Source organism: Frankia sp. CpI1-P (assembly GCF_001421075.1).
Classification (GTDB): Bacteria; Actinomycetota; Actinomycetes; order Frankiales; family Frankiaceae; genus Frankia; species Frankia torreyi.
In genome coordinates this window covers 1-17,559 of the sequence record NZ_LJJX01000052.1, presented here as the reverse complement: position 1 = coordinate 17,559, position 17,559 = coordinate 1, and the positions used below count along the sequence as shown (strand labels likewise).

At 71.8% G+C, this 17,559-nt stretch carries 14 protein-coding genes and 11 pseudogenes; 9 read left to right on the top strand and 16 right to left on the bottom strand.

The genetic code is table 11. The annotated features are described in order from the left end of the window. The first annotated feature begins 356 nt into the window (after positions 1-356). Entirely contained in the window at positions 357-716 is a 360-nt protein-coding gene (locus FF86_RS25190; RefSeq protein WP_044887596.1) for a hypothetical protein, read from the top strand. A 305-nt stretch (positions 717-1,021) separates the two neighbouring features. Further along, positions 1,022-3,076: N,N-dimethylformamidase beta subunit family domain-containing protein (locus tag FF86_RS25185; RefSeq protein WP_206779027.1), on the top strand; the 2,055-nt coding region annotated here is incomplete at its 5' end. Between the two features lie 37 nt (positions 3,077-3,113). On the opposite strand, the pseudogene FF86_RS57475 reads toward FF86_RS25185, so the two are convergent. The 11 genes and pseudogenes from FF86_RS57475 to FF86_RS57435 form a co-directional block, all read right to left on the bottom strand. Then, positions 3,114-4,133, bottom strand: a pseudogene (locus FF86_RS57475) (cytochrome P450); the annotation flags it as partial. A 1-nt stretch (position 4,134) separates the two neighbouring features. Continuing rightward, a pseudogene (locus tag FF86_RS68270) lies at positions 4,135-4,325 on the bottom strand (cytochrome P450); the annotation flags it as partial. After that, positions 4,325-5,707 (bottom strand): NAD(P)-binding domain-containing protein, encoded by a 1,383-nt coding sequence (locus FF86_RS25175; protein WP_095212344.1) that lies wholly within the window; start codon positions 5,705-5,707, stop codon positions 4,325-4,327. The gene FF86_RS25175 and the pseudogene FF86_RS68270, both read right to left, overlap by 1 nt. Then, a pseudogene (locus tag FF86_RS57465) lies at positions 5,707-6,152 on the bottom strand (oxidoreductase C-terminal domain-containing protein); the annotation flags it as partial. The gene FF86_RS25175 and the pseudogene FF86_RS57465, both read right to left, overlap by 1 nt. Before the next feature lies 1 nt (position 6,153). Then, positions 6,154-6,405 (bottom strand): annotated as a pseudogene (locus tag FF86_RS57460) (FAD-dependent oxidoreductase); the annotation flags it as partial. A 1-nt stretch (position 6,406) separates the two neighbouring features. After that, the coding region (locus FF86_RS57455) for an FAD-dependent oxidoreductase (protein ID WP_242419546.1) at positions 6,407-7,029 on the bottom strand (623 nt) is incomplete at its 3' end. Beyond that, positions 7,026-7,220: a ferredoxin gene (locus FF86_RS25165; protein WP_044887599.1), complete on the bottom strand. Its 195-nt coding sequence runs from the start codon at positions 7,218-7,220 to the stop codon at positions 7,026-7,028. The genes FF86_RS57455 and FF86_RS25165, both read right to left, overlap by 4 nt. Before the next feature lie 278 nt (positions 7,221-7,498). After that, positions 7,499-7,838 (bottom strand): annotated as a pseudogene (locus tag FF86_RS57450) (TetR family transcriptional regulator); the annotation flags it as partial. A gap of 1 nt (position 7,839) precedes the next feature. After that, positions 7,840-8,266 (bottom strand): TetR/AcrR family transcriptional regulator (locus FF86_RS57445; protein ID WP_396230074.1); only part of this gene is annotated, 427 nt, incomplete at its 3' end. Between the two features lie 151 nt (positions 8,267-8,417). Continuing rightward, a pseudogene (locus FF86_RS57440) lies at positions 8,418-8,650 on the bottom strand (NAD(P)-dependent oxidoreductase); the annotation flags it as partial. 1 nt (position 8,651) lies between these two features. Continuing rightward, a partial coding sequence (locus FF86_RS57435) for an NAD(P)-dependent oxidoreductase (RefSeq protein ID WP_242419545.1) occupies positions 8,652-9,029 on the bottom strand: 378 nt, incomplete at its 3' end. Between the two features lie 117 nt (positions 9,030-9,146). Between FF86_RS57435 and FF86_RS25150 the strand changes: the two genes are divergently transcribed. From FF86_RS25150 to FF86_RS68260, 3 genes and pseudogenes are all read left to right on the top strand, one after another. Continuing rightward, positions 9,147-9,635, top strand: a complete 489-nt coding sequence (locus FF86_RS25150; protein WP_052681402.1) for a MarR family winged helix-turn-helix transcriptional regulator — start codon at positions 9,147-9,149, stop codon at positions 9,633-9,635. Between the two features lie 155 nt (positions 9,636-9,790). Continuing rightward, positions 9,791-10,122, top strand: a pseudogene (locus tag FF86_RS68265) (FAD-dependent oxidoreductase); the annotation flags it as partial. Positions 10,123-11,003: 881 nt separating this feature from the next. After that, positions 11,004-11,230 (top strand): annotated as a pseudogene (locus FF86_RS68260) (FAD-dependent oxidoreductase); the annotation flags it as partial. Positions 11,231-12,380: 1,150 nt separating this feature from the next. Here the strand turns inward: FF86_RS68260 and FF86_RS25135 are convergent. After that, positions 12,381-12,998 (bottom strand): annotated as a pseudogene (locus FF86_RS25135) (SigE family RNA polymerase sigma factor); the annotation flags it as partial. Positions 12,999-13,204: 206 nt separating this feature from the next. Here FF86_RS25135 and FF86_RS57430 point away from each other — a divergent pair. From FF86_RS57430 to FF86_RS25125, 3 genes and pseudogenes are all read left to right on the top strand, one after another. Next, positions 13,205-13,488: pseudogene (locus tag FF86_RS57430) on the top strand (hypothetical protein); the annotation flags it as partial. Between the two features lies 1 nt (position 13,489). Beyond that, on the top strand, positions 13,490-14,023 hold a 534-nt coding region (locus FF86_RS25130), incomplete at its 5' end, for a nucleoside phosphorylase (RefSeq protein WP_242419543.1). Between the two features lie 48 nt (positions 14,024-14,071). Further along, a complete protein-coding gene (locus FF86_RS25125; protein ID WP_044887604.1) occupies positions 14,072-14,569 on the top strand; it encodes a DinB family protein in 498 nt (165 codons plus the stop codon). A 93-nt stretch (positions 14,570-14,662) separates the two neighbouring features. Here FF86_RS25125 and FF86_RS25120 read toward each other — a convergent pair whose 3' ends face one another. The 3 genes from FF86_RS25120 to FF86_RS57425 all read right to left on the bottom strand — a co-directional run bounded on the left by FF86_RS25120 (position 14,663) and on the right by FF86_RS57425 (position 15,946). Next, positions 14,663-15,052, bottom strand: coding sequence for a hypothetical protein (locus FF86_RS25120; RefSeq protein WP_044887605.1), 390 nt, complete (start codon positions 15,050-15,052; stop codon positions 14,663-14,665). Then, positions 15,042-15,665 carry a pyridoxamine 5'-phosphate oxidase family protein gene (locus tag FF86_RS25115; RefSeq protein WP_044887606.1) on the bottom strand — a complete coding sequence of 208 codons (624 nt, stop codon included), beginning with the start codon at positions 15,663-15,665 and terminating at the stop codon, positions 15,042-15,044. Before FF86_RS25115 ends, FF86_RS25120 begins: the two co-directional genes overlap by 11 nt. 101 nt (positions 15,666-15,766) lie before the next feature. Further along, on the bottom strand, positions 15,767-15,946 hold the full coding sequence (locus FF86_RS57425; protein WP_157866985.1) for a hypothetical protein: 180 nt from the start codon (positions 15,944-15,946) through the stop codon (positions 15,767-15,769). Between the two features lie 82 nt (positions 15,947-16,028). Here FF86_RS57425 and FF86_RS25105 point away from each other — a divergent pair. Further along, positions 16,029-17,039: pseudogene (locus FF86_RS25105) on the top strand (zinc-binding dehydrogenase); the annotation flags it as partial. A 157-nt stretch (positions 17,040-17,196) separates the two neighbouring features. On the opposite strand, the gene FF86_RS25100 reads toward FF86_RS25105, so the two are convergent. Continuing rightward, on the bottom strand, positions 17,197-17,559 hold a 363-nt coding region (locus tag FF86_RS25100; RefSeq protein ID WP_131729397.1), incomplete at its 5' end, for an HNH endonuclease signature motif containing protein.

The following is a 17,559-nucleotide window of genomic DNA, read 5'->3' as shown; positions in this document are numbered from 1 at the left end:
CCTCCGACGCCATCGAATACATGCCGGCGTGATGGTTGGTATACCCGGCCGTGGAACAACTCACACGCCGCCACCGCCCGGCAGGGCCCGCTGGATTCTCCGCGCGGATACCGCGGTCGATGTCGAGGTGTTCCGGGTCGGGCCGGTCAACCTGTGGGTGGCTGCGAACCTGATTTCCGCCCCGTGCACCGGGGCGGTGGGCCATGGACGCCGTCAGCCGGGAGAGCGCCCCGATGCGGTTCCGCTCCGCGCCGTCCAGCCGGCGCATCTCGGTCGATACGGGCGCTGCCGACTGCTTCCGCGGGCTGCCGGGTACAACCCCCGGGTAGGGCCGCCTGACGGTGAGGAGGGATACAGTGCCGCTGTCCAGCCAGGAGACACTCGACGGGATGGTCGCCGCGCGCTTTCACGAACGCAGGTACGTCGACCTGCGGCCGACGCTGACACCCGAACTCATCGCGGAGCATGAGCACCAGCCGTTTGGCCAGCACAGCGACGCGCTCCGCCGGGTCCTCACCTACCTTGGATCGTTCGCCATTCCGGGCAAGCTGATCGTCGAGTACGGCGGCGACGAGCGGTGGTACGTATCCCGATTTGCCACCGCCCCGGCGGGTCTGCGTACCGAACGGGTTGCCGGCCCCTATCCGACCGAGGGTGAGGCGGTGCACGCGGTTTTCCTGCGCCGGCTCCGACAGGTCTTCGGTGTCGTCGCGTGAGCGGCGAAGGGGTTGCGGATTCCTTCCCGACCTGGATTCTCGGCTACTGTGACGACATCATCGTCCGCCCCGGTCAGGAGCTGACCTTCCGGGTCAGCGGGCGGGGGGCCGAGACCTTTCGAGCGGACCTCGTCCGGCTGCGCCACGGCGACACCACTCCAGGCGGCCCGGGATTTCGTGAAACGGAGCTGGACTCCGAGGTCAACGGNGTGTACCCGCTCCTGGACCAGCCGGCACATATCGGGTCGTACGGCCGGCTTCCCGGCGCCCGCGACATCCTGCGCTCACCGGACGGTTCGCTGACNCTGTTCGCCTTCGTTCAGCCCACCACCGACGGGGCCCGGCAGCCGGTGCTGTCCGCCTGGGACGCCGCCATCTCGACAGGCGTCGCGCTGGTACTGACCGAGGGGCTGCGGCCCGCTCTCGTCTTCGGCGCGGGCCGGGATTCCCGCTGCCTCACCGCGCCCGCCGGCCTGCGGGCCGCCACCTGGTACGCCCTGGCGGCGAGCTGGGACGGCGCGACCGGTCTTGCCGCCGTGACCGCGGTGCCGGTGGTGAATCCGTACAACAGCCGGTTTGGCCGGCTGGTGGCCAACCACCTGGTGCAGGTCACCGGCACGCTGGACGGCCCGCCGGAGATCCCGGCGGTCGACCTGCTCCTCGGCGCCCTGGACACGACCGACGGGGCCGTCGTGCGGGGGGCGTACAACGGCAAGATCGCGCTCCCGGCGGTCTACCGGCGGGCCCTGACCGGCGACGAGGTGCGCCGGCTGGCCACCAGCGGCAACGCGCCGGCGGTGACCGACGGGCTCACCGCCTGGTGGGATCTGTCCGCCGGAATCGACAGCACCGCGATCCTGCCCGGCGGTGCCCCGGAGCCCGACCCCGGCGCCGGTCCCGGGGGCGGCACCGGCGGCCGCACCGGGATCGCCGGCAGGCTGGTGAACATGCCCACCCGAGCCGTGACCGCCCACAACTGGGACGGCTCCTCCTACAACTGGACGGCGCATCCCGAGTTGTACGGCGCGGTGCATCTCCACGCCGACGACGTCGACGACACCGGTTGGGCGCCGACCTGCACCCTGCCGGTGGGCGCCGACCTGCCCTCGGGGGTTTACGCCCTGCGGCTGCGAGCGGGCGGTTTCGAGGACCACGTGCCGTTCCTGGTCGGCCCGGCCCCGGGGCACGAGAAGTCGATCGCTCTGCTGTTGCCCACCGCGAGCTACCAGGCCTATGCCAACGAGCACCTGTCCAGTGGTTCACCCCTCGGGCAGGCTGTCGGCGGCCATACGCCCCTGGTACAGCCGTTGGACGTGTTCCAGCTCGAACACGGCGGGTTCGGACGATCCACCTACGACCTGCATGCCGACGGCAGCGGCGTCGCCTACACCTCGCGGCGCCGGCCGATCCTGAACATGCGCCCGCGGTACCGGTTCACACACATGGGGACGTGGCAGTTCCCCGCGGATCTCTATCTCGTCAACTGGCTCACCGAAAAGGGATACGACTTCGACGTCATCTGCGACGAGGACGTCCACCGGTGTGGCGTGGCGGCGATGCGGCCATATCGGGTGGTCATGACCGGCACTCATCCCGAGTACACCTCCGAGCCGATGCTCGACGCGTACGAGGACTACATCGGCGGCGGCGGGCGCGTGATGTACATGGGCGGTAACGGGTTCTACTGGGTCGCGTCCTTCCACCCCGAGAAGCCCTGGGTGATGGAGGTCCGCAAGGGCGAGGCCGGCTCGCGGGCCTGGCAGGCCGCGCCCGGGGAGACCCTGCACTCCACCACCGGTGAGAAGGGCGGGCTGTGGCGCAACCGCGGCCGCGCACCGCAGAAGGTGTTCGGCGCCGGGTTCACGGCGGAGGGGTTCACCGGGTCCTCGTACTACCGGCGGATGCCGGACAGTGCCGAGGCGGAGGTGTCCTGGGTCTTCTCCGGGGTGGGCGAGGAGGAGCTGATCGGCGACTTCGGGCTGGAGCGCGGCGGCGCGGCCGGCCAGGAACTGGACCGTGCCGATGTCCGCCTGGGCACCCCGCCGGGCACGTACCTGCTCGCGTCCTCGGAGTACCACGACGACTCCTACCTGTTGGTGGTGGAGGAGATCGGTTTCATGTACCCGGGGCTCGGCGGTAGTGAGCACCGGGATGTCCGGGCGGATATGACCCTGTTCGAGACCGAGTCCGGCGGTGCTGTCTTTTCGACCTCTTCGATCGCCTGGGCGGGAAGCCTCTCGCACAACGACTGTGACAACAACGTCTCGCGGATCACCGCCAACGTTCTCGATCGTTTCCTGAAGCCGGGGTCCGGCCACCCGGCCAACCGACATCGGCCAGGTGGTCGCCCGTCGGCCTGACCGGGGGTCCGGATCGGTTCCGTCGTGCTGCTCAGCNGGTGACCATGAGCTGGCGCACGCCGTAGTTGGTGCCGGTGAAGTCCATCGGGACCTCCTGCAACGGGGTGGCGAGGCGCAGGTCGGGGAAGCGTTGGAAAAGCGCGGGCAGGACGGTCCTCAGTTCCGCGCGGGCGACGTTCTGGCCGAGGCAGGCGTGGACGCCGTAGCCGAAGCCCAGGTGGCGGACCATGGTGCGGTCGAGGTCGAGGGCGTCGGGGTTGTCGAACACGCGGGGGTCGCGGTTGGCGGCGTTCATGGCGACCACGACCAGCTCGCCCTTGCCGATGTGGGCGCCGCCGAGCTCCAGGTCCTCCTCGGCGACCCGGCCGAGGCCGAACTGGACGATGGTCAGGTAGCGCATGAGCTCCTCGACCGCGGTCCCGATCCGCTCCGGGTGTTCGGTCAGGTCGCGGCGCTGCTCGGGATGGGTGAGCAGGGTGAGCGTGGACAGGCCCATCATGGCGGCCGTGGTGTCGTGCCCGGCGAACAGCAGCAGCACGCCGAGGCCGACGAGCTGGCGTTCGGTGAGGATCGACCCCTCGTCGTCCGCCTTGCCGATCAGTTCGGCGAGGATGCCCTCGGCGTCGCCGGTGCGGCGCTTGTCCGCGACCAGCGCGGTGATGTAGTCGACCAGCCAGTGGGCCCCACGGTCGCGTGCGGCGCGGCTGATGCCCATGTCCATCATCACCTCGGTGGCGTGGTGGAAGCCGTCGCGGTCGGCGTAGGGGACGCCGAGCAGTTCGCAGATCACCAGGCAGGGAATGGGCAGCGACATGGCCTGGACGAAGTCGAAGGTCTCGGGTCCGGCGGCGATGGCGTCGAGATGCTCGGCGACGATCCGGTCCAGGTAGGGCTGGAGCCTGGTCTGCACCGCCTTGGGGGTGAAGCGGGCGGTGAGCAGGCGCCGGTAGGTGCCGTGGTCGGGCTCGTCCATCATCACGAAGCCCGCGTCGAACGGCGCGTCGTCACCGGTCTCGGCCTGCTCGCCCTCGGGGGCGTCGTGGCGGCGGCGCTTCGCNCTGAAGCGGGGATCGCTGAAGACCTGGCTGCCCTCCTCGAAGCGGGTGACCAGCCAGCCGGTGGAGCCGTTGGGGAAGCGCGTCCTGACCACGGGGTGGTTCTCGCGCAGCTCGGTGTAGGGCGCGGGCGGGTCGAGGGGGTGGGCGGGGTCGCGGGCGATGGGCTGATCGATGAGGTGCTGCGTCGTCATCACTGCTCCTTCGCGGTGTGGGCCTCGACGGCGGTGTGGGCCTCGACGGCGGCGGTGACGCCGGCGTGGGTGGCGGTGGCCTTGCACCAGCCGGTATAGACGGCCAGGTGCAGGACGGCCTCGCGCAGCTGGTCGGGCGTGAGCTCGTCGTTGACCAGCCCGCCGGTGGCGATGATCTGGACGAGTTCGGGACGGCCGACGGTCGCCGCGACGCCGAGGGTGAGCAGCCGGCGGTCGCGCACGGACAGCCCGGGCCGGGCCCAGACCCGGGCGAACAGGTAGTCCACCGTCTCGTCGGTGAAGGGGTCGTGCGCGCCCTGCACGCCGGCGCTGAAGCCGGGGCCGTAGACGTGATCCATCATCTCCAGGCCGTACCGGTGCAGGCCGTCGGCAAAATGGTCGCCGGGCTCGGCGGCGGCGTTCCGGTGGTCGCGGTGGTCGCGGTGGTCGCGGTGGTCGCGGTGGTCGCGGTGGTCGCGGTGGTCGCGGTCGTCCCGGTCGTCCCGGTCGTCCCGGTCCTGCGGGTCCTGCGGGTCCTGCGGGTCGTGCAGGTCGAGGGTCTGGTCGGCGTGGGTCCGGGCCACCTCGACCAGGGGCACGTCGACGTCCAGGGTGGCCGCGAGGTCGCGGGCGGCGTCGAGGTCCTTGGTCATCAGCGGCTGGATCTTCCGTCCGGCCGCCTCGGGCAGTGCGTCGTCGTCGCCGCGCAGCCGCAGCAGGGCGAGCAGGGTGTGGCCCTCGGGATCGGCAGTGTCGATGACCTCGGCGAGCCGGGCGGGATGCACGCCCGCGGCGCGTGCGAGGTTCGTCGCCTCGAACACGGCGCGCCAGCTTCCGTAGGTGACGACATTACGGGCGATCTTCGTAGCCATCCCGGCGCCGAGCGGACCGCAGTGCACGACGCGCCTCGCCCAGTCGTCCAACACGGGCCGCGCGGCCTCCACCGTGGACTCGTCCCCGCCGACGATGGCGACCATGCCATGGTCGGCCGCCCGGTCGCCGGGGGTCACCCCGCAGTCCAGGAAGCCCACCCCACGCCCGGCGCACAACGCCGCCAGCTCGTGGACGACCGGCAACACGACGGTGGACAGCAGGACGATCGTCAGCCCCGGATGGGCGCCCGCCAGCAGCCCGTTCTCCCCGCCGACGACGTCGCGGGCCTGGTCGGCGGTGACGACGGCGACCATCACGACGTCGCTGGTCCTCGCCACCTCCGCGGGCGAGCCCAGCGGGTCGCCGACACCGGGCAGGCCAGCCGACGCGCCCGGCCGCACGTCATGGACCGCGGGAACCCGGCCGCGCCGGGCCATGCTGACGGCGACCCCGCCGCCGATCATCCCCAGGCCCACCACGCCGGCCCGCAGCGTCTTCGTCTCCGACATCATGCGTCCCTTCCACTGAGCGCCGGTCCGCCGCTGGCGGCTGAGCCTGCGCTGGGGGCCTGGCGTGCGCTGGGGGCCTGGCGTGCGCTGGGGGCCTGGCGTGCGCTGGGGGGCGGGGCGAGGTCGGCCGTGCTCGGCCATGGGGCCTGCTCGGCGACCAGCAGCCGGTACCTGCGCGTGGCCCGGGGCATGGTGACGCCGGCGGCGCCGCAGACCCGGCCGTCGCGGCCGTAGAGGGCCGTCAGCCGGCGCTCGGCGAGGCTGCCCTCGACGACCCGTACCTGGTTGTAGCCCCGGAGCTGGCCGTAGACCTGGATCTTCAGGTCGTACTGGTCGGACCAGACGTACGGGACCGGATCGAAGGGGGTCGCGTGGTCCGGCCCGGCGAGGATGTTGTGGGCGACGGCCAGGCCCTGCTCGGCGGCGTTCGTGCGGTGCTCGATGCNCACGCGCTCACCGGTGCGCGGGTGCGGCCACGAGGCGACGTCGCCCGCCGCCCACACGCCCGAACCGGCGTGGAGGGTGGCATCGCACTCCACCCCGTCCCCGACGGGGACGCCGCTCGCCGCGAGCCAGCCGGTGTTGGGGCGGGCGCCGATACCGACCAGCACGGCGTCGGCCTCGATGGTCCGGCCGTCGGCCAGCCGCACCCCGCTGGCCCGGCCACCCTCGGTCAGGACGGCGTCGACGAGGACGCCNGGAACGATCCGCACCCCGTGCTCGGCGTGGACCTGGGAGAGCATGGCGCCCAGGTCGGGGCCGAGCGCGTCGGCCAGCGGCACCGCCGCATCGGTCACCATGGTGACCTCGGCGCCGGCCTCCCGGGCGACGGCGGCCGCCTCGGCGCCGACGAAACCGGCGCCGACGATCACCAGCCGGCGTCCGGGCCGCAGTTCCCCGCGCAGGTCGAGCGCGTCCTCCAGCGTGCGCAGGACGTGCACGCCGGCGACGCCGTCGGTGCCCGGCAGCCGACGGGCGGCGACCCCGGTGGCCACGACGAGAGCGTCGTAGCCGACCCGGTCGCCGTCGGCCAGGGCGACCTCGCGCGCCTCGGTGTCCAGGGCGACGGCCGCGGCGCCCAGCCGCAGGTCGAGCCCGAGCGCGTCGAGCGCCTCGGCGCTGCGCAACCGCAGGCGGTCGGCGTCCCACGCGCCGGACAGGAGCTGCTTGGACAGCGGGGGCCGGTCGTAGGGAAGGTGGGGTTCGTCGCCGATGAGCGTCAGCCGCCCGGTGTAACCGTCGCGCCGCAGTCCCTCCGCGACGCTCAGACCGGCGGCCGAGGCGCCGACGACGGCGACCCGGGCCAGAGCCGGCGCGGTCACTCCTGCACCTCGATGGCGGCCGCCGGGCAGACCGCGGCGGCCTTGCGCACGTTGTCGTACTGGTCGGCCGGCGGGTTGGCGTCGAGCAGGATCACGATGCCGTCCTCGTCGCGCTGATCGAAGACGTCGGGGGCGGCGAGCACGCACTGGCCCGCGCCGCAGCACTTGTCGACATCGACGGAAATCTTCATGGGAAACCTCCGGGCAAGCCCTTTCCTGGGGGCTGTGCCGACCGGGGGACTGGCAGATTTCGTGGTCTCGGTCACCTGTCGACCCCGGTCACCTAACTAAGTTAAGTCAGACTGTATCCACGCCTCCAGGTGTAGGCAAACCGTGTGCAACTAAGCGCGATATTTATGCTTCGGTCGGACATCGACCGTTCTGTGTCGGTGTGTCTGCCCTCGTTCAGGTCATTGCTGGAATGGCCGTCGGAACGTCCGGCCCGTTCATTCAGGTCAAGCGTGCCGGCTCATGAATTTCCGTCGCCGGGACGGTCCACATTTCCAGCCAGAATGGCCCTGATGTGGCGGGAGGCGGCGGTTTCCGGGGGAGCGGACCGGAACGGCGGCGAGGCGCCCGGCGTGCTCGCGACGAGGGAGTCAAGCAGACCGTCGGCGAGCTGCAGCGTCAGGTTCTCCGTCGACTCGTCGTGGAAGAGGCTGTGGTGGAGCGTCACCATGCCGTGCAGCCCCGCCCACAGCGTCTGCGCCGCCTGCTCCACCGGCAGGGACAGCGCATACCCGGTCTTCTGGCAGCGCCGGAATCCGGCGCGGAGGCTGGCCGAGACGCCGTGGGCCGGGTGCTCGCTGNTCCTCTCGACCTCGACCGTCGGCTGCGGCACCTCGAACATGAGCCGGTAGTGCCCGGGGTTGTTCAGCGCGAACCGGCAGTAGGCATGCGTCTGCGCCCGCAGCGGCTCGCGGGGATCGGTGCCGTCGCTGGCCGCGTCCGCCCGCACCATGCTCGCGACCAGGTCGTCGTACTTGTCGGACAACGCCGCCCAGACCAGCCCCGCCTTGTCGGGAAAATGCAGGTAAATGCTCGGTGCCGCGACCCCGACCTCCTTGGCGACCGCGCGCATGGTCAGTTTCTCGGCGCTGCCCCACTCCACCAGCAGGCGGTTCACCGCGGTCAGGATCTCCCGGCGAAGCTGCTCACCCTGCCCCCGCAGGCTGCGCGCCCTACCCGAGCCGCCCGAGCCGCCCGGCCCGCCACTCGGGGACCGCGCGGTCGCCACCGGTCACCACCTCCGCCCCGAGCCTACGTCGCACGCCGTTGGACACTTCGAGAATGCGCGACGTCAGCATTCGGGGCATCGGCGTACCTGTGGCCAGGTCCTCACCGGGGGCGGCGAATTCCCCGTGATTGTCGACCCTCCTGCCGGCCGGCTACGAGGTGATGGCGACGGCGCGGCAGGCGTGGTCGTCCCGGGTGAGACTGGCGAGCATGAAGTCGGCGACGTCGGCGTAGGAGACCCTGGAGGTGATCGTCAGGCGCAGGTCGCTGCCCGTGCGGTAGTCACCGGTGTGCGGACCACCGGTGAGCAGGGCCGGTCGCACAATGGTCCAGGTGGTAGCGCTCGCCCTGATGAGCTCCTCCATTCCCTCCTTGTCGCGCATCANGGATCTGATCGCGACCCGGGCGATGGCGACGTAGAGATTGCGGTGACGGCTGTCGGCCACGCCGTAGCCGCTGACGGCGATCAGGCGCCGCACGCCATGGTCCTGCATCGCCGGCAGGATGGTGCGCATCCCGTCCGTGCAGACCGTGCTGCCCCACCGGCGCTGGCCCAGCGCGCTGAGCACGGCGTCGCTGCCGGCGATGACCTGCTTCACGACATCCGCGTCGCGGACGTCACCGGCCACCGGCCGCAGGCGTTCGTGGGCGGCGAGAGCGCGGGGGTCACGGGCGAGCGCGGTGACCGTGTGGCCCTGCGCCAGCGCTTGGTCGAGCACGTGTCGCCCGGTGTGTCCGGTGCCACCGAAGACCGTCAGATGCATGCTGATCCTCCCGTAATCAACGGTGTTGACGAAACCGCCGAGAATAGTTTGAGACTCCAAGTATCTGAGAGGTGCTTGGAGTCGTCAAGTTTTGGACGGTCCCTGTAGTGTCGGCGGGTGGGCGACGCCGGCGGGCATTCCGACGACTCGTTGATCCACGCCGTCGTCAAGCAGGTCGTCACCCTCGCGGCCGCGACCGGCGAGCTTGCCGCGGACCTGGTGAAGGAACTCGATCTCACCGAGGCGCTCGCCGGCGCGCTGTGGCGGCTGGATCCCGACGGGCCGCCGCCCTCGATGCGCGCGCTGGCGGCAACGCTGAACTGTGACCCGTCCACCGTGACGTTCCTGACGGACCGACTGGAACAGCGCGGCCTGATCCGACGGCGACCGGCACCGACGGATCGCCGACAGAAGATCATCAGTCTGACTCGCAGAGGCGTCGAAGTGCGCGCGCAGCTCGTGCAGGCCTTCACGGCGGGCTCCCCGCTCGCCCGCCTCTCCCCGGACGATCAGCAACACCTCTACGCGCTGCTCGCCAAGGCGGGGGCAGACCCGAGCCAGTTCACGTGCCGGGCGGCCGCCTCAGCCGTCCCCCGCGAGCCCTGAGCAAGCTGCGTCGCCTGCCGGCGACGACCACCGCACCCCGCGCTCCGCACCCCGCGCACAACCTTGCCATATTCGTTTTCTTCCGCTGGATTCGTGGGACTCTGGTAAGCACTTCCTGGGGCGCGATTCGTCCGCCCCACGGTTGGAGGGCCACAGTGACGCGGGTTGCGATTATCGGTGGGGGGATCGGTGGCCTGGCCACCGCCTTGTTCCTGGGACGTCGGGGCCATGTGGTGACGCTTTTCGAGCGGGACCGGTATCGGCCGGGCACCGATCTCGAGGAGGATTTTTTCGGCTGGCGGCGTCCGGCGGTGCCGCAGGCGATCCAGCCGCATGGTCTGCTGGCCCCGGTCCGTGATGTGCTGCGCGCTGAGGCGCCGGATGTGTACGCGGCGATGCTGCGGATGGGGGCGCGTGAGCGTAACGAGCTCGACTGGTTCCCCGAACGGCCACCGGCCCGGCCGGGAGACGAGGACCTGGTGACGGTNCAGACGCGGCGCATCGTGCTGGAGACCGCCCTGCACCACGCGGTGGAACGTCAGCCGGGGATCGAGCTGCGCCGCGGCGAAGCCGTCGACAACCTGGTCTTCGCCGACGGGCCGGAGGTTCCCCAGGTGATCGGGGTGCGCTCGGCGTCGGGGGTGGGCATGGCCGATCTCGTGGTGGATGCGGCAGGGCGGCGTTCCCCGGTGACCNGGTGGCTGGCGGAGGCTGGTTGCCGGGCTGCGGTGGTGGACAACCACCGCACCGGGATCGCCTACTTCTGCCGCTGGTATCGGCTGCGTGCCGAGGGGCCGCAGCATCCTGGGCGGGTCCCGGCCGGCTCCGCGTCGGCCTTCGCTGCCGCGGGGGTGTTCCCTTCGGACAACGGGACCTTCGCGGTGGCGCTGACGCTGTCTGGTACCGACCCGACCCGTGGGGCCTTGGGGGACCCCGAGGTGTTCGACGCGGTCGCGCGCAGGTTCCCCGCGGTCGCCGCATGGATGGCGCTGCACCCCCAGGCGACCTCGGATGTTTATGCGATGGCCGGCCTGGACAATCGGTGGACGGCTCTGGTTGACCAGGACGGCCCCGTGGTCACCGGGCTGGTCGGTATCGGGGACGCGGTCACCCACACCAATCCCACCCTCGGCCAGGGGGTGGCGCTGGCTCTGCGGGCCGGGCAGTGGGTGGCACAGCACGCCGACGCTGTTTCCACGGACCCGTCGGTTTCCACGGACCCGTCGGTGTTCACCACGGCTCACCACCGCTGGGCGTTGCGGGTTCTGCGTCCCTGGTTCGACATCCAGGTGGAAGCTGACCGGGCCGGAGAAGCCCGGTTCACCGCCCTGGCCGCCGCGCCGGTGGCTTCTACCGCNCCGCTCCGGNAGAAGGCCGCCCTGGCCGCCTGCGCTCTCGATGACCCTGTGGTCATGCGCGCCCGTGCCCAGGTCCGCCATCTTCTTCTGCCCGAGGACCAGGCGTTGGGCACCGCGGAGGTGCGTAGCCGAGTGGCCCGCTGGCTGGAGCAGCACCCCGACTTCACACCCGGTTTCGACGGCCCAAGCCGAGAGGACTGGGAGTCGTCGACCAGGCCCGCGGAATCGGCGGTGTGATCATGCGATGCCTCTCCGGCCGCCGGTCTCGATGCCGTCACCGGGCAAGACGCCGTCCAGTCCGATAGTTCTGGTGCTCTCGGAACGTCAACGAGGTACGCCAACCAGGAACTCGCTCCCCCTCGCACGGATGCTGGCCGCATCGTCTGCACAGCAGCATCGTCTGCACGGCCGCAGCGACCGTCACCAGACCGCTGCGCTCAGCCGCCGNAGGCCTCGCCGAGCAGCTTCCCGTCGCGGTCGAAGGCGCGCAGGACGATGCGCCGGCCCTGCCACCAGTGGTCGTAGTCCCGGGTGCGTTGGTCGCGGCCGTCCGGCTGGGCCCAGTCGTCAAAGGACCTGGACAGGTCACCGCCGATGCGACCGAATTCCGGCGAGCGGCGGGGTGGGGCGCCGGTGTCGTCCCGCACCGTGCGGTACACGAAGTACCCGTCGTGCACCGGCACCTCGAGGACCTGCCCGCCGACGGTGGTCGCCGTCAGGCGGGTGACGGCGGGGCCGACCCGCCCGGCCGTTTCGACGAGGCTCCGCCGGTCCGTCGCGGCCGGCCGGCCGGCGACGGGGGCGACGTTGATGGCGTTCACGTCGATCACGCCGCGGGGCGGATCGGGCATGAGTCCGGTGGAGCCGCCGTTGACCGCGGCCAGGTCCAGGCCCCCGGAGCCGGTCCGCGGGACGGTGCAGATCCCCAGGTAGGTGCCGAGCCCCAGGCCGGGGACGGGAGCGGTGATCCTCGCGGCGAGCAGCACGCTTACCCCGGTCCCGTCCTCGACGGCGGCCACCAGCCGCAGCCTGGATTCCAGCGGATCGGACCGCCGACGCTCCGGCGTCAGGTATTCGCAGTGCATGATCACATCCTCGGCCTGGGTCGGGGTGAGGGTCACCGCATGCGGAACCGACGCGGGAGAGGGAAGCTGGGCGGGAGTCACCGACATCCCACCGCCGTTCCCCAGCGCACTCACCCCGGTAGTGACGCCCGCCGCCGCGATGACCAGCACGGCGGCGGGGACGATCCGCCTGGCCCGGCGCCGGCGCCGTTCCCGCGGCACCCGCGTCTCCACCCCGCTCCACAGATCGTCCGTGGGGCGTACGACGACGCTGCGGGCTGCCTCGCGCAGACCGTGCGCCATCGGGTCCTCGTCCTGATGTCTCATGCCAAACCCTCCCGTCCGCGGGTGCCCTGGCCGCTCGGAGATTCCTGGCGGCTTCGCGCCGGCCGGGACTCGGGCGCGGCGGTCGGAAGTGGAGACGGGATTGGAGACGACGCCGCCGCCGGAGTCGAGGCCGCCGGAGTCGAGGACGACAGGGACGCCGCCGCCACGAACTCCTGCAACGCGGGGTCGGCCCGCAACCGGGCCAGCCCCCGCGACGCGTGGGTCTTCGCCGTTCCCACCGAGCAGCCGAGGATCTCCGCGACCTGCGCCTCAAGCAGGTCCTCGCAGTAGCGCAGCACCACCACGGCGCGCTGCCGCGTCGGCAGCACGGCCAACGCCGCGGCCAGCCCGACCCGGTCCTCGACCCCGGCCAGCCCGCCGGGATGAGGGACGCCGTCGGGCACATCGGACATCAACGTCTCGCCGACCCGCCGGCGGCGGAACCGGCGACTGTGAGCGTTGATGAGGATGCGCCGGACGTAGGCGTCCGGGGCGTCGCTGGTCCGCACACGGTCCCAGGCGACGAAGGCCCGGGCGAGCGCGGTCTGGGCCAGGTCCTCGGCGTCGGCTGCATTCCCGGTGAGCAGGTACGCCAGGCGCAGCAGCGCCGGAAGNCGGCTGGNGAAGTACGCCCGGAACTCGACGTCTCGCTCCTCATCCATCGGACCTCCTTCCCTCTCCTTCCTTCAGAGGCCCGCCGGACCGTATCGGGTTGACGGATCGGGTTGACGGATCGAGTGTCGAGGCGCGAATCAGGCGCGATCCCGCCAGGAATGATCACGGATATGGGCGGCGACGCGCCATACACGGGCCTGCCAGAATGATCCGGGTGGAGATCTCGGATAACGCGTCGCTTCCGTTGGTCGAGTTCGATCCCTCTCCCGCGGGCATGGTCCGGCCGTTCGCGGGCCGGGGCCGGGAGAAGGCGGGTGTCCGGCTGCCGCAACTCGCGGTGCTGTGTTTCTTCGGGGAGGTCGTCGATGCCCTGGTGGAGACCCATCAGGCTCGGGTGCTGACCGAACTCGTCGGCGAGCACGGCCGGCATCCCGTCTACGAGGTGATCCTGGAGGGGACGCCGATCGCCGTGTTCCAGCCGGGCATCGGNGCACCGCTGTGCGCGGGATTCATGGAGGAGGCCATCGTCCTGGGTGCCCGGACGCTGGTGGCCTGCGGCGGGGCGGGGTCGCTGGTCGACTCCCATGTGCTCGGGCAGGTCATCGTCCCCGACCGGGCCGTCCGTGACGAGGGAACCTCGTTCCACTACCAGCCGCCCAGCCGCGAGGTGAGCGCCGATCCCGCCGGAGTGGCGGCGGCCGAGGCGGTGCTGACCCGGCACGGGGTGCCGTTCGTCCGCGGCAAGACCTGGACGACCGACGCGATCTACCGGGAGACGCCGGCCAAGGTCGAGGCCCGGCGCGCGGAGGGCTGCCTTACGGTGGAGATGGAAGCCGCCGCCTTTTTTGCGGTCGCCCGGTTCCGCGGGGTGCGGTTCGCGCAGCTCCTCTACGCCGGAGACTCGTTGGCGGGTCCGGTCTGGGCGTCGCGGGACTGGCAGCAGGCGCTGTCCACCCGCGCGCGCCTGTTCCGGCTCGCCGCCGAGACCTGCGTGGAACTCGGCCGTGCCGAGGCGGTTTCCTGAAGCGAGCGCACGTGGACCGAGCGCACGTGGACCGAGGAGGGGTTGACGGTGGAGCAGGTGTGCAGCGAGTGCGACTTCGACGCGTCCGCCGTCGGGGTCGGGCAGGTCGCCGCCGATCTCGGCCCGGTCGCCGCGAGGATCGCCGAGCATCTGCTGGCCCTGCCCCCGGACGTGGTGCGGCACCGCCCGGGACCGAGGGTCTGGTCGCCGATCGAGTACCTCGGGCACCTGCGCGAAGCGATGGCCTTCCATCGTTGGCTGATCGAACGGGCCACCGCCGAGCAGACCCCGGTGATTCCGGCCGTCGACCCCGACGCGTCGGTGGCGGCCGCGGACTACCGTCACGGCGACCTGGACGATCTCCTCGGCCAGTTCGCACGCCGGGTCGCCCGCCTGCGCGAGACGATGGAGCGGCTCGACGCGGACCTGGCGCGCCGGACGATCGACCTCGACGGGCGGGTCGTCGAGATCGCCCTGGTGGCCCGCAGCGCGCTGCACGAGTGCCACCATCACGACGGCGACATCGTCCGGGCCGGCCTGGGCTGACGCGCCGTTCCCCGAGCTGACGCGCCAGCCCCTGGGTGGACGCATGGGCCCCCGAGCTGACGCGTCGCCCCCTGGATTGACGCATCGGGAGGATCAGCCGGCGTCGCCCGGCCCGGGGTCGGCCAGGGCCGCGAAGTCGAAGCTGCTGGTGTGCCGCTCCCGGACGGTCCAACGGTGCCGGCCGGCCACGGTCGCGGCCACGGTCACCTCGCCGCGCACGATCGCGCCCCGGATCTCGTCGTACCTGACCCCCTCCTCGGCGACGCAGCACACCGCCTCGCCGACGCCGATCCCGGTGGCGGTCCCGGTCGGATCGGTGAACTCGACCGTGATCTCCTCCCCGTGCCGCTCGGCGCCGGCCAGGGTGCCGACCGGCCAACCGTCCGCGTTCACATACGCGACGACCATCTCCGCGGAACCGTCGAGGAACGCCGAGAGCTGCTCGTCGCCCATCGCGATCCGCCGGCGACGCTCAGCCGGCATCGTCCGGTCCTTCCGTCGCGTGCATGAACAGGGCCGTGAGCGGGGTCACCCGGATGATGATCCGTCTGCCGTCGAGCAGTCTTTCCCGGACCCTGGCGACGACGTGGGGTGGTGTCACGACGTGCGGGGTCGCGGGCTGCGGGGTCACGACAGGCGGAGTCGCGGCGTGAGAAGGCGTGGCCTGGGGCATCAGGGGGCGGGCGGGAGCGGACAGGCCCGGCGCCGAATCCTCGCCGTCGCCGTGCATCCAGTGCTCGATGCTTCCCTCACCGGGCTGCACGCGTCCCCAGACGCTGAGCACCCGCCGATCGGCGGCCCGGTCACGGGGCACCACGACCACGCACACCCTGCCGTCGCGCCGCAGATGGATGACCTTCGCGCTCCTGCGGTAGGTGTTGAACTCCAGCGTGCCCTCGCACCACCGGACGGTCATCGGGTAGCCGATCGGCCCGCCGTCCGCACCGGTCACGATCAGGAAGCCACGCGCATGCGCGGCGAGGAACCGGCGGTGTTCGTCGGTCAGGGGGCCGCCGGGCGGTTGACCCTCGCCACCGCGTCGGCCGGATAAGTCCCCGTTGGGACCCGCGGCGGAATCCTCGGTCGGAATCGTCATGTCCGATCTCCCTCCGGTGGGAACTGGGCGAGGCGGCCGAAGCCCCGCCCCGATGAAACCCGGCGTGCGCGGTCGATGCACGCGACCGGGACTCCCGCCCTCTACGGGGGGCGGCGGAGACAGACGGGGCAGTTTCTCCGCGTGGCGGGCTTGACCTTGACGCCTACGGCAACTCCTACCGTCGCCGGCATGAGTGCCTCCTCGTCCACCACTGCCTCCTCGTCCACCACTGCCTCCTCGTCCACCACTGCCTCCTCGTCCACCACTGCCTCCTCGTCCACCACTGCCTCCTCGTCGACCGTCGCTTCGCCGTCGACCGCCGTTTCGCCGTCGACCGCCGTTTCGCCGCGGGTCTCCCCGCCCGTGCCGTCGACGCCGGCCGTCGGCCGGCAGGTGTGTCTCGCCGCGCATCCGACCGGGCTTCCGACGCCGGAGGACTTCCGCGTGGAGCTGGCCGAGGTGCCGACCGCGCGGCCTGGTCAGGTCGTCGTCCGCACCACCCTGTTCGCCCTCGACGCCGCCGCCCGACTGTTCCTCGGTGACGTTGGCCTGCCGCTGCCCCGGCTCGCGCCCGGCGACGTCGTGCCGGGGGCGGCCCTCGGTGAGGTCGTCGCCAGCACCGACCCCGATTTCGCCGTCGGCGACGAGGTCTGTCACCAGCTCGGCTGGCGGGAGTTCGCCGTCGCCGACGCGGCGGCGCTGCGACGGGTCGACACCGCCGTCCTCCCGAGCCCGACCGCGTATCTGGCGCCGCTGCTGACCGCCTGGGCTGGGCTGGTCGTCGCGGGCGAGCTGCGTCCCGGCGACACCGTCTTCGTGTCCGGTGCGGCCGGGGCGGTCGGCGGCCTCGCCGGTCAGATCGCCCGGCTGCGCGGTGCCGGCCGGGTCATCGGCAGCGCGGGGTCACCGGCCAAGGTCGCCCACGTGACCGGGACGCTCGGCTTCGACGCGGCCTTCGACCACCGGGACGGCCCCGTCCTCGAGCGGCTGGGCGCACTCGCCCCGGACGGCATCGACGTCTACTTCGACAACACCGGCGGCGCGCAGCTCGCCGCCGCGGTCCGCCTGCTGCGCCCGCACGGCCGGGCGGTGCTGTGCGGGCTGCTCGATCGCCAGAACGGCCCGCGGCCCGGCCGCGCCGACGGCGAGGAGGCGACCCTGGACCTGGGCTATGCCATCGCCAACCGGCTTACCCTGCGGGGCCTACGCACCGCCGACTTCGCGGACCGCCGCGCCGAGGCCGAACAGGAGATCGGCCCTTGGCTGGCAGCGGGCCGGCTGCGACTCGACGAGACCATCGTGGATGGGATCGAGAACGCGCCGCATGCCTTCGTCGACCTGCTGCGCGGCGCGTTCACCGGCCGCGTCCTCGTCNGGGTTGTCGGGCAGCCGGACGACAAGGCCGACCTGTCACCTCGGGACGAGTGAGACCTCCGGTGCTCGGGAGGCAGTCGTGATCGGCTGATGGCTGCGGAGATCTTGCGATNGCGCCAGGTCTTCGCGGCCGTCTGTCGGCGCGGGCGACCGCCGGTCAGGTGACGCTGGTGAGGAGGTCGGGTGGGTGGGTGTAGGGGTTTTGGCGTGGGCGTTGCGCCGGGTCGATGCGCCAGGGTGGGATGTAGGCGGGGTGTCCGGTGTCGGTGAAGAGGATGGTCCAGCCGTCGTGGTGGACCTGGCGGTGGTGGTGGCCGCAGAGCAGGACGAGGTTGTGTAGGGCGGTGATCCCGCTGTGTGTCCAGTGGATGACGTGGTGTGCTTCGCACCAGGAGGGTGGGCGGTCGCAGCCGGGGAAGGTGCAGCCTCGGTCGCGGGCGGCGAGGGCGCGGCGTAGGTGTGGGGGGACGACGCGGGTTGATCGTCCGATGTCGAGGGGGACGCTGGCGGGGTCGAGGAT

What these genes read in the sequence shown, in the direction of transcription:
- FF86_RS25175 (WP_095212344.1), bottom strand. Translation starts at nt 5,707, where the DNA reads ATGTCGGAGACGAAGACGCTGCGGGCCGGCGTGGTGGGCCTGGGGATG.
- FF86_RS25165 (WP_044887599.1), bottom strand. Translation starts at nt 7,220, where the DNA reads ATGAAGATTTCCGTCGATGTCGACAAGTGCTGCGGCGCGGGCCAGTGC.
- FF86_RS25120 (WP_044887605.1), bottom strand. Translation starts at nt 15,052, where the DNA reads ATGCCGGCTGAGCGTCGCCGGCGGATCGCGATGGGCGACGAGCAGCTC.
- FF86_RS25115 (WP_044887606.1), bottom strand. Translation starts at nt 15,665, where the DNA reads ATGACGATTCCGACCGAGGATTCCGCCGCGGGTCCCAACGGGGACTTA.